The 14,446-nt window shown below is 68.5% G+C and carries 13 protein-coding genes and 1 tRNA gene; 10 read left to right on the forward strand and 4 right to left on the reverse strand.

Going from position 1 to position 14,446, the window contains the following annotated elements; genetic code table 11:
• Nucleotides 1-54 precede the first annotated feature (54 nt).
• The 3 genes from ACFLIM_RS11565 to ACFLIM_RS11575 are packed head-to-tail and all read left to right on the forward strand — an operon-like array spanning nt 55 to nt 2,700.
• Nucleotides 55-825 carry a trans-aconitate 2-methyltransferase gene (locus tag ACFLIM_RS11565; protein WP_393164503.1) on the forward strand — a complete coding sequence of 257 codons (771 nt, stop codon included), beginning with the start codon at nt 55-57 and terminating at the stop codon, nt 823-825.
• Nucleotides 822-1,169 (forward strand): glyoxalase, encoded by a 348-nt coding sequence (locus ACFLIM_RS11570; RefSeq protein ID WP_393164504.1) that lies wholly within the window; start codon nt 822-824, stop codon nt 1,167-1,169. The genes ACFLIM_RS11565 and ACFLIM_RS11570 overlap by 4 nt, the downstream gene beginning before the upstream one ends.
• Nucleotides 1,170-1,221: 52 nt before the next feature.
• Complete coding sequence (locus ACFLIM_RS11575) at nt 1,222-2,700, forward strand: CYTH and CHAD domain-containing protein (RefSeq protein WP_393164505.1); 1,479 nt, start codon at nt 1,222-1,224, stop codon at nt 2,698-2,700.
• 124 nt (nt 2,701-2,824) lie between these two features.
• Here the strand turns inward: ACFLIM_RS11575 and ACFLIM_RS11580 are convergent, their stop codons facing one another.
• From ACFLIM_RS11580 to ACFLIM_RS11595, 4 genes are all read right to left on the reverse strand, one after another.
• Nucleotides 2,825-3,655: an NUDIX hydrolase gene (locus ACFLIM_RS11580; RefSeq protein WP_393164506.1), complete on the reverse strand. Its 831-nt coding sequence runs from the start codon at nt 3,653-3,655 to the stop codon at nt 2,825-2,827.
• Nucleotides 3,648-5,708, reverse strand: a complete 2,061-nt coding sequence (locus ACFLIM_RS11585; protein ID WP_393164507.1) for an RNA degradosome polyphosphate kinase — start codon at nt 5,706-5,708, stop codon at nt 3,648-3,650. The genes ACFLIM_RS11580 and ACFLIM_RS11585 overlap by 8 nt, the downstream gene beginning before the upstream one ends.
• Nucleotides 5,709-5,793: 85 nt before the next feature.
• Nucleotides 5,794-6,705, reverse strand: coding sequence for a TetR/AcrR family transcriptional regulator (locus ACFLIM_RS11590; RefSeq protein WP_393164828.1), 912 nt, complete (start codon nt 6,703-6,705; stop codon nt 5,794-5,796).
• 43 nt (nt 6,706-6,748) lie between these two features.
• On the reverse strand, nt 6,749-7,687 hold the full coding sequence (locus ACFLIM_RS11595) for an acyl-CoA desaturase (protein WP_393164508.1): 939 nt from the start codon (nt 7,685-7,687) through the stop codon (nt 6,749-6,751).
• 302 nt (nt 7,688-7,989) lie between these two features.
• Here ACFLIM_RS11595 and ACFLIM_RS11600 point away from each other — a divergent pair.
• From ACFLIM_RS11600 to ACFLIM_RS11630, 7 genes are all read left to right on the forward strand, one after another.
• Nucleotides 7,990-8,061: transfer RNA gene (locus tag ACFLIM_RS11600), tRNA-Gln, on the forward strand.
• 125 nt (nt 8,062-8,186) lie between these two features.
• Nucleotides 8,187-9,635: a bifunctional UDP-N-acetylglucosamine diphosphorylase/glucosamine-1-phosphate N-acetyltransferase GlmU gene (glmU, locus tag ACFLIM_RS11605; RefSeq protein ID WP_393164509.1), complete on the forward strand. Its 1,449-nt coding sequence runs from the start codon at nt 8,187-8,189 to the stop codon at nt 9,633-9,635.
• Entirely contained in the window at nt 9,632-10,609 is a 978-nt protein-coding gene (locus ACFLIM_RS11610) for a ribose-phosphate diphosphokinase (protein ID WP_393164510.1), read from the forward strand. The genes glmU and ACFLIM_RS11610 overlap by 4 nt, the downstream gene beginning before the upstream one ends.
• 162 nt (nt 10,610-10,771) lie before the next feature.
• Nucleotides 10,772-11,401 carry a 50S ribosomal protein L25/general stress protein Ctc gene (locus ACFLIM_RS11615; RefSeq protein ID WP_393164511.1) on the forward strand — a complete coding sequence of 210 codons (630 nt, stop codon included), beginning with the start codon at nt 10,772-10,774 and terminating at the stop codon, nt 11,399-11,401.
• 63 nt (nt 11,402-11,464) lie between these two features.
• Nucleotides 11,465-12,049, forward strand: coding sequence for an aminoacyl-tRNA hydrolase (gene pth / locus ACFLIM_RS11620; protein ID WP_393164512.1), 585 nt, complete (start codon nt 11,465-11,467; stop codon nt 12,047-12,049).
• A 109-nt stretch (nt 12,050-12,158) separates the two neighbouring features.
• Nucleotides 12,159-13,598 (forward strand): sugar transferase, encoded by a 1,440-nt coding sequence (locus ACFLIM_RS11625; RefSeq protein ID WP_393164830.1) that lies wholly within the window; start codon nt 12,159-12,161, stop codon nt 13,596-13,598.
• A complete protein-coding gene (locus ACFLIM_RS11630; RefSeq protein ID WP_393164513.1) occupies nt 13,598-14,437 on the forward strand; it encodes a 3'(2'),5'-bisphosphate nucleotidase CysQ in 840 nt (279 codons plus the stop codon). The genes ACFLIM_RS11625 and ACFLIM_RS11630 overlap by 1 nt, the downstream gene beginning before the upstream one ends.
• The last annotated feature ends 9 nt before the right edge of the window (nt 14,438-14,446 follow it).

Raw genomic sequence — 14,446 nt, forward strand, 5'->3', positions numbered from 1 at the left:
CACAGAGTGTACTGTCTTGACATCGAGATATCTCTCTCGATATCAATTATCTTCATGTCAAGAGATATCTGGGACCCAGAGACCTACGCCGTCTACGCGGACGAGCGGTCGCGGCCGTTCATCGAGCTGATCTCCAGAGTCGGGGCGGTCGATCCCGATTATGTCGTGGACGCCGGCTGCGGCAGCGGCGAACTCACCGTGGAGCTCGGCAAACGCTGGCCCCGCGCGACCGTGGAGGGCTTCGACTCCTCGCCCGCGATGATCACCAAGGCCCGCAAGCTGGAGACGCCGGTCAGGTTCGCGGTCGCCGACGTGGACACCTGGCGTCCCGACCGGCCGATGGACGTGATCGTCTCCAACGCCGTCCTGCAGTGGGTGCCCGCGCACCGCGACGTGCTGGAGCACTGGGTCGAGGCGCTGGCCCCGGGCGGCTGGCTGGCCTTCCAGGTGCCGGGCAACTTCGACGCCCCCAGCCACGTCGCCATCCGCGAGTTGTGCGCCTCCCGCGCGTGGTCCGACCGGCTCGGCGACGTCACCAGGGCGAACCCGGTCGGCGACCCCGTCGACTACCTCGACCTGCTCAACGACTGCGGCTGCCAGGTGGACGCGTGGGAGACGACCTACACACACGTGCTCCGCGGCGCTGACCCGGTTCTCGACTGGGTCTCAGGCACCGCCCTGCGCCCGATCCTGGACCTGCTCGACCAGGATGAGCAGCGGCGCTTCAAGCAGGACCTCGCCAAGCCGCTCGCCGAGGCGTACCCGGCCAGGAGCTACGGCACCCCCTTCCCGTTCAGGCGAATCTTCGTGGTGGCGCAGAAATGATCAGAGCGCTGCATCACGTCCAGCTCGCCGCGCCCGCAGGCAGCGAGCCGCTGTTGAGGGAGTTCTACGAGGGTGTGCTCGGCCTGCGCGAGGTGCCCAAGCCGCCCGAACTGGCCAGGCGCGGCGGCGCCTGGTTCAGGGGCGAGGGCGTCGAGGTCCACCTCGGCATCGAGGACGACTTCAGGCCCGCGCGCAAGGCGCACCCCGCGTTCGTGGTGGACGACATCGACGTGTACGCCGCCAAACTGCCGGACGCCATCCCAGACGACCTTTTCCCGGGGTATCGCCGAATCTACGTCTCGGACCCGGTCGGGAACAGAATCGAGCTCCTGCAGTTGGTGTGATGTTCACCTTGCGGTGGCATGATTGTCCGAAATCGGACACTTGCGAGGTGCAGTGGGCATCGAGATCGAGGACAAGTTCGACGTTCCCCCCGAGTATGTGATTCCGGACCTGAGCGGTCTGGCCGACGTCGTGGGCCCCAAGAACTACCAGCTCGTGGCGCTTTACTATGACACGCCCGATCTCCGGCTGGCCGCCCGAGGCGTCACGCTCAGGCGAAGACGCGGTGGCTCCGATCCCGGCTGGCACCTGAAGCTGCCCAAGGCCAAGGGCGTGCGGCAGGAGATCACCCATCCGCTCACCCGCAGCACCAAGGTCGTGCCCCACGAACTGGCCGAACTCGTCCGCGCCTACACCCGCGGCGCCGAGCTCCAGCAGGTCGCCGAGCTGGACACCCACAGGAGCGTCACCGTGCTGCTCGACGGTGACACCAAGCTGGTCGAGATCGCCGACGACCACGTCAAGGGCACGGTCTTCAAAGACGAGCCCAAGGTCGTACGGTGGCGCGAGGTCGAGGCGGAACTGCTCGACGGCGGCACGCAGGCGCTGCTGGCCAAGGTCGGCAAGCGGCTCAGGAAGGCGGGCGCGACGCCCTCCGCGGCCGCCAGCAAGCTCGCCAAACTGCTCGAACCCGCTCCGCCCGCCAAAGCCCCCACCAAACCGGGCACGGCCGGCGAGATCGTCGTCGACTACCTCGCGAGTCAGGTCGCCGCCCTCCTCTCGCAGGACCCGCGGGTACGCCGGGCCGAGGACGACGCCGTGCACCAGGCGCGGGTGGCCGCCCGCAGGTTGCGCAGCGCCCTGAAGGCGTTCAAGGCGGTCGTGATCGACACCGACGAGCTCCAGGAGGAGCTGCGCTGGCTCGGCACGGTGCTCGGCGAGGCCCGCGACCTGGAGGTGACCAGAGCCAGGTTCGCCAGGGAACTCGCCACCCTGGCTCCGGAGCTGGTCACGGGCCCCATCCAGACCAGGCTCGGCGCGGATCTGCACAAACGCGAGCAAGAGGCGTACGAGCGCATCAAAGAGGTGCTCAGCGGCGACCGCTACTACACTCTCCTTAACGCGCTCGACGAGCTCGTCGCCAATCCGAGCCTGGGCAAGGCGGCGGCCAAGCCGGCGCAGGAAAGGCTCAGCACCATCGCGGCGGCCAACTGGGACAGGGTGACCAGGGCCTACGACACGGCCCAGGCCATCGAAGACCTCGAACGCCGCGAGATCGCCATGCACGACGTGCGCAAGGCGGCCAAACGTGCTCGTTACACCGCCGAAGCGCTGCAACCCACCCTCGGCAGGGACATGGGCAAGCTGGCCAAGCTCGCCGAGGACATCCAGGAAATACTGGGGACGCACCAGGACGGCGTGGTCGCGCAGGAAACGCTGGCGAAGGAGGCGGAAAGCGCCCGGCAGGCAGGCGAGGACACCTTCACGTACGGGCTGCTCATCGGGATCGAGCGCAACACGGCCGAGCGAGCTCACGCCGACTTCCCCAGAGTCTGGGCGGAAACGGTCAAGGCAGTGAGGAAACTGCTATGAGCATGCCGGTCATACCCTTCGAACGCGGCAGTCTGCTCGACGGCCGGCGATGCCCGCCGACGAGTTGCCGCGCACCGAGGGGAGGATCGCGGACGGATTCGCGGAACTGCCCGTCACCTGGTGATCAGGTCGCGTAGCGCTCGACGCTGACGACCTGCTCGCCCGTCCTGTGCAGCACCGCGAACGCGCCCTTGCGCAGGTGCACGTCCTTGCCGCTCAACGTGCGGATCAGGCCGGGCAGCACCTTGCCGTGGCTGCACACGGCCGCGGCCACGCCGACGTCCCTGACCAGCGCGGGCGTCTTCTGCGGATCCTGGCTCTCCTCGCTGAGCAGCGGCTCGACCTTGATCTCGCTACCGTACGGCTCCAGCGTCTGGACGCATCGGGCACTGGGTGAGCTCATCAGCAGTTCGGGCCGGTAGGCGGGCAGCGCGGTGGCCAGGTTCGCCGCCTGGGAGGCGCCGTCGGTGTCGAGCGGGCGCAGCGTGTCCTCGTCGTGCCACTCGCTCCTGGAACCGGCCGAGCCGTGCCGTACGAGGACGAGTGGCACGCTCTCCAGCGGCGCGACCCGCAGGGCCCGCAGCAGCCCCGCGTCCCACTCGTACGTCAGCAGCCGCCTGGCCTCCTCCACCGGCAGCCAGCGCAGCTCGTCCACCTCATCACCGGGGACGAACCCCGCGTCGGCGAAGACCTGCGCCGTCCAGTAGTCGACCCGCTTGAGCCGGTCGGCGCTCATGTAGTGGATGGGCGGCAGGGCGCGGCCGAGCAGGACGGTCAGCCCGGTCTCCTCGCGCACCTCGCGCAGGGCGGCGGCGATCACGTGCTCGCCGGACTTCAGCTTGCCCTTGGGGAAGGTCCAGTCGTCATAGTTCGGTCGGTGGATGACGGCCACTTCGGGGCGGGTCTCCTCGCCCCTCCAGACCACGGCTCCGGCGGCGCGGAGCAGGTCAGTCATCAACGGTCCTCCAACGTCGGGTCCCGACGAGATGGCTCTGCAGGTCCTCGCCCTCGTGGCGGGCCCACGTGCCATCGGAGTTCAGCCACCACGCGTTCGTGGTCTCGGCCATGGCCAGGTCCATCAGTTCGATGAGATAGGCCTTGTGCTGCTGCGCCGTCACCTTGACCAGGGCTTCGACGCGGCGATCCAGGTTCCTGCGCATCAGGTCGGCGCTGCCGATCCAGATCTCGGGCCGCCGTCCCAGGCCGAACTCGTACACCCGGGAATGCTCAAGAAACCGCCCCAGGATCGACCTTACGCGGATATTTTCGGACAAATCGGGAATTCCTGGGCGGAGTATGCAGATGCCGCGCACCCACACGTCCACCGGGACGCTGGCCCTCGACGCCCGGTACAGGGCGTCGATGATCGGCTCGTCCACCAGCGAGTTCGTCTTGATCCTGATCCGGGCGGGCCGCCCCGCCTCCTGATGGGCGATCTCGCGCTCGATCCTGGCCAGCAGCCCGCTGCGCATGGAGTGCGGCGCGACCAGGAGCCGGCGGTAGGCGGAGTGGTTGGAGTAGCCGGTCAGGTGGATGAACAGGTCCGTGACATCCTCGCCGACCAGCGGGTCCGCCGTGAGCAGGCCGAAGTCCTCGTACTGCCTGGCGGTCTTGGGGTTGTAGTTGCCGGTGCCGATGTGGCAGTAGCGGCGCAGCTCGCCCGAGGCCTCCTGGCGGACCACGAGGGCGAGCTTGCAGTGCGTCTTGAGCCCGACCACGCCGTAGACGACGTGGCAGCCGGCCTTCTCCAGCTTGCGGGCCCAGGAGATGTTCGCGTGCTCGTCGAAGCGGGCCTTGATCTCCACGACCACCACGACCTGCTTGCCCGCCTCGGCCGCGTCGATCAGCGCGTCCACGATGGGGGACTTGCCGCTGGTCCGGTAGAGGGTCTGCTTGATCGCCAGGACCCTGGGATCGGCCGCGGCCACCTCGATGAAGCGCTGCACGCTGGTGGCGAACGAATCGTACGGGTGGTGCAGCAGCACGTCGCGCTCGCGCAGGATCGAGAAGAGGTCGTCCTCGGCGTTGATCACCTCCGCGGGCACGAACGGCCGGTAGCCGAGCTCGCCCCGGTCCAGGTCGGCGATGGCGTGCAGGCCCGACAGGTCGAGCGGCCCCGGCAGGCGGTAGATCTCGTGCGGCGCCAGCTCCAGCTCCTCCACCAGCGGCGCCAGCACCTCGGGGGTGATCGTGTCCTCGACCTCCAGCCGCACGGGCGGGCCGAACCGCCTCATGAGCAGCTCCTTCTCCAGGGCCTGCATGAGGTTCTCGGTGACGTCCTCGTCCACGTCGAGATCCTCGTTCCTGGTGACGCGGAAGGCGTGGTGCTGGAGGATCTCCATGCCCTTGAAGAGCTGTCCCAGATGTGCCGCAATAACATCCTCAAGCGGGACAAATCTGTCTTTAGAGGCTGGTACGAACCTGGGCAACTGCGACGGAACCTTGACCCTGGCGAAAACCGTGTGATCGGTTGCCGGATTCCGCACCAGGACGGCCAGATTCAGGCTGAGCCCGGAAATATACGGAAACGGGTGGGCGGGGTCCACGGCCAGCGGCGTCAGCACCGGCCTGATCCGCTCCCTGAACAGCTTGCGCAGCTCCGTACGCTCCTCGCGGCCCAGGTCGTCCCACCGGACCACCGCGATGCCCTCGGTCGCCAGCTGCGGGCAGATCTTGTCGTGGAAGGCCGCCGCGTGCCGCCTGGCCAGCTCGTCCGCGATCGTCGCGATCCTGGCCAGCTCCTCGCGCGGCTTCAGCCCGCTCTTGGTCCGCAACAGCAGGCCCGTGGCCATCCGCCGTTTCAGCCCCGCCACCCGTACCCGGAAGAACTCGTCCAGGTTGCTCGCGAAGATCGCCAGAAAGCGCACCCGCTCCAGCAGCGGGATCGACGGGTCCTCGGCCAGTTCCAGCACCCGCTCGTTGAACTGGAGCCAGCTCTCCTCGCGGTTGAGGAACCGCTCCTGTGGCAGGGGCAGGTCGTTTGCAGGCTGGATTGGTTCCGCGGACATATGGCGTATATTGCCCCATTTGGTTGAACAGAACGTTAACGTAGCCGCAACGACTACCTTTGCCTATGCCCAACAACCCCGCTGCTCAGGGGCTTCCCGCCGGCGGCGGCTCCGCCTGTTCGAGCCGCGCGGCGCGCTCGGCCAGCCGTGCCTCCCGCTGGCGGATCTTGTCCTCGCGCTCGAGGGCCTTCTCCGCATCCTTCAGCAGCCGCTCGCGCTCCTTCAGCTCGCGCACCCGGGCCTTCTCGGCCTCCTTCAGCTCCCGCTGGCGGACCTTCTCGGCCTCCTTGAGCTCCTTCTCCCTGGCCTTCTCCAGCTCGCGCTGCTCCTTCTCGCTGGTGCGCGGCCTGGCGGCCGCGTGCTCGCGCGTCGCGGCGGTGATCGCCGGATTGGGGTTGAGCCCGGTCAGGCCGTTCCAGGCCAAGTTGACCAGGTGAGCGGCCACCTCCTCGCGGCCGGGCTTGCGCACGTCGAGCCACCACTGCCCGGTCAGCGCCACCATGCCGACCAGCATCTGCGCGTACATCGGCGCGAGCTTGGGGTCGTAGCCCCGTGCGGAGAACTCGTCGGCCAGCACGTCCTCGACCTGGCTGGCGATCTCGCTGATCAGGCTCGCGAACGTGCCCGTGCCCGAGGCGGCGTGCGAGTCGCGCACCAGGATGCGGAAGCCCTCGCTGCTCTCCTCGATGTACTGCAGCAGGGCCAGCGCGGCCCGCTCCAGCTTGATCAGTGAATGGGTGGCGGACAGGGCCTCGGTGATCATGCCGAGCAGCTTCTGCATCTCGCGGTCGACCACGACCGCGTAGACGCCTTCCTTGCCGCCGAAATGCTCGTACACCACGGGTTTCGACACCTGTGCGGTAGCTGCGATTTCCTCGATAGAGGTCCCGTCGAACCCCTTCTCCGAGAAGAGCGTGCGGCTGATGCGGATCAGCTGCTCTCGTCGCTCGCTACCGGACATGCGCCTGCGAGATCGGGGTTCGGTCACGGTCTCCATAATGACGGCCACGGATGCGTGACCGCTCATCGGCTGTTTGACGTCAGGCAATGCGCTTCGCCGCCAGCCGCTCGGCCGTCGGCCAGCGGACGTCGTGCACCCAGCCCAGCTTCTCGAAGATGCGGATGAGCCCGGCGCTCAGGTCGATCTGGCCCTTGAGCGCGCCGTGCCTGGCGCAGGTCGGGTCGGAGTGGTGCAGGTTGTGCCACGACTCGCCGAAGGAGGGGATGGCCAGCCACCACACGTTGCGGGACTTGTCGCGTACCTGGAAGTCCTCCTCGCCGAAGACGTGGCAGATCGAGTTGATCGACCAGGTCACGTGGTGCAGCAGCCCGACGCGTACGAGCGAGCCCCAGAACAGCGCGGTCAGCGCGCCCTGCCAGGACCAGGTGAGCAGCAGGCCCAGCACGCCGGGGAGCAGGATCGAGACGAGGGCCAGCGGGGGGAACCACTTGTGCAGCTTGACGACGTCCGGGTCCTTGCACAGGTCGGGGGCGTACTTCTCCCTGTTGGTCCGCTCGCTCTCGAACAGCCAGCCCATGTGGGCGTACAGCAGTCCCTTGGACATGGACCTGAAGCCGGGGCCGAAGCGCCACGGCGAGTGCGGGTCGCCCTCCTTGTCGGAGAACTTGTGGTGCTTGCGGTGCGTGGCCACCCAGTCGAGCACCGACATCTCCAGTGAGAGGCTGCCCGCGATGCCCATCGCGATCTTCAGCCCGCGCTTGGCCTTGAACGAGCCGTGCGTGAAGTAGCGGTGCAGCCCGACGGTGACGCCGAGGCCCGAGACCACGTAGAAGACGAAGGCGATCGCGATGTCCGTCCAGCCGAGTCCCCATCCCCACGCCAGCGGCACCGCCGCCGCGATCGCGATCAGGGGTAGTCCGACGACGAGTGCGAAGATGACGAGCTCTGCCTTGGACCTCGGCTCGGGTTCGAAATCCGGCTTCGGTGCAGGTGCTGGACGTTCGGCGAGAACGGTCATGGGCTACCTCCAACGGCATGTATGGGTTGAATGTCCTGGCTACGCAACCGTAACCTACGCCATCGTAAGTAAGGAAGACCTAAGCCGGGAATGTGGGGAAGGCGACGCTCCGCCGTACAAGGTGGGTGGGGTTCGTGGCTTGCGCCTTTTTGGGCGGTCTGTTATATAGGGCGACGCGCCGCGCAACCGCTGTGACCAGGGAAGTTCACCCCCGAGCCGGATGTGCGGTGTAATTACGGGCGCGCGGGCGGGTGCGGGCTCGGTATCGTATGAGGTGTGTCGGACACCACGTGTCCGATCCATCCCGGATCGTCTAATCGGCAGGACAAGTGGTTTTGGTCCACTTTGTAGGGGTTCGAGTCCTCTTCCGGGAGCATTGAGGCGCTCCCCCGCGAGAATGTTCATGGTGGGGCCAGGTATCCTCACGGTGTCGGGAGGGTTGCGGTGCGGTAGCCGTACCAAGTGCCCTGATCCGTCCAGCCACAGGGAGCCTCAGTCCGTGAGTGTGCCGCGCCCGGCCGCCGTCATCGTCCTCGCCGCAGGCGAGGGCACCCGGATGAAGAGCCAGACCCCGAAAGTCCTGCACGAGCTGTGTGGCCGCGCACTGGTCGACCACATGCTCTCAGCCGCCCGTGACCTCGGTCCCGAGCAGCTCATCGTGGTCATCGGCCACGCGCTGGAGCGGGTCGGCGGCCACCTGGCCGCCACCAGCCCCGACGCGCGCGCCGTCGTCCAGCGGGAGCAGCGCGGCACCGGCCACGCGGTGCGCACCGTGCTCGAGGAGGTCGGCACGATCTCCGGCACGGTCCTGGTCACGTACGCGGACGTGCCGCTCCTGCGCACCCAGACCCTCACCGAGCTGCTCGAACGGCACGCCACCGATGGCAACGCGGTCACCGTGCTCACGGCCGAGGTGCCCGACCCGACCGGCTACGGGCGGATCATCCGCGACGAGGCGGGCGCCGTGCTGGAGATCGTCGAGGAGAAGGACGCCGGCGCCGAGCAGCGCGCCATCAGGGAGATGAACTCCGGCATCTACGCCTTCGACGGCCTGCTGCTCGCCGACGCCGTCAAGCGCGTGTCCACCGACAACGCCCAGGGCGAGGAATACCTCACCGACGTGCTGGCCATCCTGCGCGGTGACGGCCACCGGGTCGGCGCCTGCGTGGCGGCCGACTTCGTCGAGGTCGAGGGCGTCAACGACCGTGTGCAGCTCGCCGCCGCCCGCAAGGTGCTCAACGAGCGGCTGCTCCACGCCCACATGCGCGCCGGTGTCACGATCATCGACCCCGGCAGCACCTGGATCGACGTCGGCGTGCGGATCGCCCCCGACACGGTCGTCCACCCCGGCACCCAGCTCCACGGCAGCACCGTCATCGAGACCGGCGCCGAGGTCGGACCGGCCACCACGCTGACCCACACCCGGGTCGGCGAGGGCGCGGTCGTCCGCAACGCCGTCTGCGACAGCGCCGAGATCGGCCCGGAGGCCAGCGTCGGCCCCTACGCCTACCTGCGCCCCGGCACCGTGCTCGGCAGCAAGTCCAAGGCCGGCACGTTCGTCGAGATGAAGAACACCCAGGTCGGCGAGCGCTCCAAGGTGCCCCACCTGTCCTACGCGGGCGACGCCACGATCGGCGACGACGTCAACATCGGCGCGGCCGTGGTGTTCGTCAACTACGACGGGGTCAACAAAAATCGCTCCACCGTACGCGACGGCGCGTTCGTCGGGTGCGACACCATGCTCGTCGCCCCGGTGACGGTCGGAGACGGCGCCTACACCGCCGCCGGCTCCGTCATCGACGGCGACGTGCCACCCGGCGCGATGGGGGTGGCGAGGGCGCGACAGCGCAACGTCGAGAAATGGGTCTTGCGCAGGCGCGCGGGCACGAAGTCGGCCGCGGCCGCCGAGCGGGCGCTGGCCGAGCAAGAGCAGGAGAAACAGCAGTGACCAGCATCAAGCAGCCGGGTGAGAAGAATCTCATGCTCTTCTCCGGGCGGGCCTATCCAGAGCTGGCCGACGAGGTGGCCGCGCACGTCGGCGTCTCACTCACCCCCACCAAACTGATCGACTTCGCCAACGGCGAGATCTACGCCCGCTATCTGGAGTCCGTACGCGGCTGCGACGCCTTCGTGATCCAGAGCCACACCGGACCCATCAACAAGTGGATCATGGAACAGCTGATCATGGTAGACGCGCTGAAGCGGGCCTCCGCGAAGCGCATCACCGTGGTCATGCCGTTCTTCGGCTACGCCCGCCAGGACAAGAAGGGCCGGGGCCGCGAGCCGATCACGGCCAGGCTGATGGCCGACCTGTTCAAGACCGCGGGCGCTGACCGGCTCATGTCGATCGACCTGCACACCTCCCAGATCCAGGGTTTCTTCGACGGCCCGGTGGACCACCTGTTCGCCATGCCGGTGCTGGAGAGCTACCTGAAGAACAAGCTCGACCTGGAGACCACCACGGTCGTCTCGCCCGACACCGGCCGGGTCCGGCTGTCGGAGCGCTGGGCCGACACGCTCGGCACGCCGCTGGCGTTCATCCACAAGCGCCGCGACCTCGACGTGGCCAACCAGGTGAAGGTCAACGAGGTGGTCGGACACGTACGCGGCCGCACGTGCGTGGTGATCGACGACATGATCGACACCGCGGGCACGATCTGCAAGGCCGCCGACGCCCTCTACGAGCAGGGCGCCACCAACGTGATCACCGCCGCCACCCACGCGGTCTTCTCCGACCCCGCGGTCGACCGGCTGAAGAACTCCCGGATCTCCGAGGTCATCGTCACCAACACGCTGCCGCTGGCGCAGGCCAACAGGTTCGACAAGCTGACGGTGTTGTCGATCGCGCCGCTCATCGCCCGCGCGATCACGGAGGTCTTCACGGACGGCTCGGTCACGAGCTTGTTCGAGGGCGATACGTGAGTGAGCGAAGCGAGTGAACAATTAGACGCAGCACCTTGGCTGGTCGGCCGAAGGCCGGCCAGCGGGTAGAATCTTGGGGTTGCGCTCGTAACGCCTTCCGCTAGGGCGGGTGAGGGTGAGCGCCGCAAACGAATCGATCCCCAAGCATCCCTAGGAGATGTCATGTCCGAAGTACGTATCGCCGCCGAGTCGCGCACCGCGTTCGGCAAGGGTGCCGCCCGTAAGATCCGCCGCGCCGACAAGGTGCCCGCCGTTCTCTACGGGCACGGCACCGACACCAAGCACCTCACCCTGCCCGGCCACGAGGTGCTGCTCGCGCTCCGCACGCCCAACGTGCTGATCCACCTCAAGGGTGACGGCGTCGACGAGCTGGCGCTGCCCAAGGGCATCCAGCGCGACCCGATCAAGGGCTTCGTCGAGCACGTCGACCTGCTCCTGGTCAGGCGCGGCGAGAAGGTCACCGTCGAGATCCCGGTCACCACGGTCGGCGACGTCAACTCCGATGGCCTGCTCGACCAGCAGCTCGTCTCCGTCGCCGTGGAGGCAGAGGCCACCAACATCCCGACCGGCGTCGAGGTCGACGTCGAGGGCCTGGTGATCGGCACCGTGATCACCGCCGGCCAGCTCCGGCTGCCGCAGGGCGCCACACTGATCGCCGACCCCGAGGCCGTCGTCCTCCACGTCATCAACAAGCCGATCGAGGCTCCGACGGAGGAGGAAGCGGCCGCCGAGGGCCTGGAGATCGTGGCCGCCGCCGAGCGCGAGACCGCCGAGGCCCCCGCCGCCGAGTAACACGTTCTCCAGTGAACGGGGCGGCACTGCGCGAGCCGCCCCGTTCCGCTGCAAGGGGTGCATATGGATCGCTGGCTGATCGCCGGACTGGGCAACCCAGGACCCGGATACGCGGGCAACAGGCACAACGCGGGCTTCATGGTGCTCGACGAGCTGGCGGCCAGGGCCGGCGGGCGGTTCAAGGCCCACAAGAGCAGGGCCGAGGTGTGCGAGACGAGTGGCGCCATCCTGGCCAAGCCCCTCACGTACATGAACCTGTCGGGCGGTCCCGTCAAGGCGCTCTCCGACTTCTACAAGATCGGCCCGGACCGGCTGATCGTCGTGCACGACGAGCTCGACGTGCCCTACGGCGCGCTGCGGGCCAAGCTCGGCGGCGGCGACAACGGGCACAACGGGCTCAAGTCGATCACCAAGGTCCTCGGCACCCGCGACTACCTGCGGGTCCGCTTCGGCATCGGGCGGCCGCCGGGCCGCATGGACGCCGCCTCCTTCGTGCTCAGGGACTTCGCCACCATGGAGCGCAAGGACCTGCCCTTCCTTGTCGACCGGGCGGCCGACGTGGTGGAGTCGCTGATGACCCGCGGCCTGGAGGCCACCCAGAACGACTTCCACCGGGCTGATCTGAACATTTCCGGCCCTCCTCGCTGATCACCGCATAGAGCCGTTCGCCAGTTCGCCGGCCTCCGCGCGACTACGATCTGTGACTGCCCGTACAGGAATGGGTCACCTGGAGGCATGCGTGCGCGGTGAAGGACTCATGGCCGTCGTCAGGACCGGCCATGTGGTCTCCTGGGGGGCCAGGCCGCGCACGCCTTCCTGGGTCCGCTCCTATCGGCTGCGCGCCGTGCTGGGCGACCTGTGCGGCGCGGGCATCGGGTCCTGCGCCGCGTTCTGGGTCAGGTTCGGCGGGCTCACTCCGTACGTGCTGCCGTACCTGCTGGTCAGCCTGGCGTTGCCGGTGGTGTGGTGTTGCGCGGTTGCGCTCAACCGGGCGTACGAGCCGCGCATGCTCGGCGTCGGCTCCGAGGAGTTCCGCCGGGTCGTGCAGGCGGGCGTGGCGCTGACGGCTGGCACCGCCATCGGCTCCTACCTCACCAAAACGGACGTCGCCCGCGGCTACGTCGTGCTCGCGCTGCCGCTCGTCACACTGCTCACCCTGGTCCTCAGGTACGCCCTGCGGCGCTCGCTGAACCGGCGCAGGGCGGCGGGCGAGTGCATGCGCCGGGTCGTCGCGGTCGGGCATCCGGCCTCGATCGCCGAGCTGGTGCAGCTCTTCCGCAAGGAGCGCTACCACGGCATGGACGTCGTGGCCGCCTGCCTGCCGGGCGGCGCGCCCGGCGAGCACGTGGACGAGGTGCCCGTCGCGGGCGACCTCAGCGACGTGCCGATCGTGGTCGACCAGGTCGGCGCCGACACCGTGGCCGTGCTGGCCTGCCCGGAGATGGACGGCCAGGCGCTGCGGCGGCTGGCCTGGCGGCTGGAGCGCACGCACACCGAGCTGGTGGTCGCGCCCGCGCTGATGGACGTGGCCGGGCCGCGCATCATGATCAGGCCGGCCGCCGGGCTGCCGCTGCTGCACGTGGAGCATCCGGAGCTGACCGGGGCCAGGCAACTGGTCAAGAACGTCTTCGACCGGCTGGTCGCCGCCGCGCTGCTGGTGCTGCTGGCGCCGGTGCTGGCAGGGCTGGCGGTCGCCGTACGGGCGACGAGCCCCGGGCCCGCGCTGTTCAGGCAGACCAGGGTGGGCAGGGACGGGCGGCTGTTCACGATCGTGAAATTTCGTACTATGCGGCGCGGCTCGGAGCGGCAGAAGATCACCCTGGTCAGCGACCGTGACGGGGTGCTGTTCAAGCTCAGGAACGATCCACGCGTCACGCCGCTCGGCACCCTCATGCGCCGCCACTCGCTCGACGAGCTGCCCCAGCTCATCAACGTCGTACGCGGCCACATGTCGCTCGTCGGTCCCCGGCCGCCGCTGCCGGAGGAGGTGGCCCGCTACGGCGACGACGTGCGCAGACGACTCCTCGTACGCCCTGGGCTGACCGGACTGTGGCAGGTCAGCGGAAGATCTGACCTATCGTGGGAGGAATCCGTGCGTCTAGACCTGCGTTACGTGGAGAACTGGTCCCTCACCATGGATCTCCAGATCCTGTGGAAGACTTGGTCGGCCGTCGCCCGCGGGCAAGGAGCTTATTGATGACGATTCGCGACGACCACGCCCTGGCCGCCGACCTGGCGACGGAGGCGGGCGAGCGGCTGCTGCGGATTCGCGAGCGCATGGGGTTCGGCGATTCGGCCGCGCTGCGGGCCGAAGGCGACCGCGCCTCCCACGTCTTCCTGATGGAGTCGCTGGGCAGGCTGCGGCCGAGCGACAACATCCTGTCCGAGGAGGCCACGCGCGAGGAGCGGCTCGATCCGCGCAGGCTCACGGCACACCGCGTATGGATCGTCGATCCGCTCGACGGCACGCGGGAGTTCGCGGAGCGGCGAGCCGGCCCCGGAAGTGGCAGCTTGCGTAACCAAGACGGGGCCGAAGGGAGCGCGACCATAAGCACAGCGGAGGGCCGGTCCGACTGGGCCGTGCACGTGGCGCTGTGGGAGGGCGGCAGGCTGGCCGCGGGCGCCGTGGCGTTGCCTGCCCAGGGCCGCACGCTGACGACCGCCGACCCGCCCAAGCCGCCGGCCTTCGACGGGGGCCGGTTCCGGATCGCGGTGAGCCGCACCAGACCGCCCGAGTTCGTACGGAAACTCGCCTTTCTCGTGGGCGCCGACCTGGTGCCGATCGGGTCGGCGGGGGCGAAGATCGCCGCGGTGCTCACCGGCGAGGTCGAGGCGTACGTACACGCCGGAGGCCAGTACGAGTGGGACTCCGCCGCGCCCGTCGCGGTCGCGCAGGCCGCGGGAGTCCACGCGAGCCGCATCGACGGCTCCGCCCTCACCTACAACCAAGCCGACCCGTCACTACCCGATATCCTGGTTTCCCTACCTGAGCTGGCGACATCGTTGCTCGCCGGGATCCGGGACCTACACCGCTAACCGCCGGAG

The organism is Nonomuraea marmarensis, from assembly GCF_043197025.1.
Classification (GTDB): Bacteria; Actinomycetota; Actinomycetes; order Streptosporangiales; family Streptosporangiaceae; genus Nonomuraea; species Nonomuraea marmarensis.

Bases quoted from the DNA above. Each gene is read 5' to 3' on its own strand.
- ACFLIM_RS11570 (WP_393164504.1), top strand. From the start codon at position 822: ATGATCAGAGCGCTGCATCACGTCCAGCTCGCCGCGCCCGCAGGCAGC.
- ACFLIM_RS11580 (WP_393164506.1), bottom strand. From the start codon at position 3,655: ATGACTGACCTGCTCCGCGCCGCCGGAGCCGTGGTCTGGAGGGGCGAG.
- ACFLIM_RS11585 (WP_393164507.1), bottom strand. From the start codon at position 5,708: ATGTCCGCGGAACCAATCCAGCCTGCAAACGACCTGCCCCTGCCACAG.
- ACFLIM_RS11565 (WP_393164503.1), top strand. From the start codon at position 55: ATGTCAAGAGATATCTGGGACCCAGAGACCTACGCCGTCTACGCGGAC.
- ACFLIM_RS11590 (WP_393164828.1), bottom strand. From the start codon at position 6,705: ATGGAGACCGTGACCGAACCCCGATCTCGCAGGCGCATGTCCGGTAGC.
- pth (WP_393164512.1), top strand. From the start codon at position 11,465: ATGGATCGCTGGCTGATCGCCGGACTGGGCAACCCAGGACCCGGATAC.
- ACFLIM_RS11595 (WP_393164508.1), bottom strand. From the start codon at position 7,687: ATGACCGTTCTCGCCGAACGTCCAGCACCTGCACCGAAGCCGGATTTC.
- ACFLIM_RS11615 (WP_393164511.1), top strand. From the start codon at position 10,772: ATGTCCGAAGTACGTATCGCCGCCGAGTCGCGCACCGCGTTCGGCAAG.
- ACFLIM_RS11630 (WP_393164513.1), top strand. From the start codon at position 13,598: ATGACGATTCGCGACGACCACGCCCTGGCCGCCGACCTGGCGACGGAG.
- ACFLIM_RS11625 (WP_393164830.1), top strand. From the start codon at position 12,159: ATGGCCGTCGTCAGGACCGGCCATGTGGTCTCCTGGGGGGCCAGGCCG.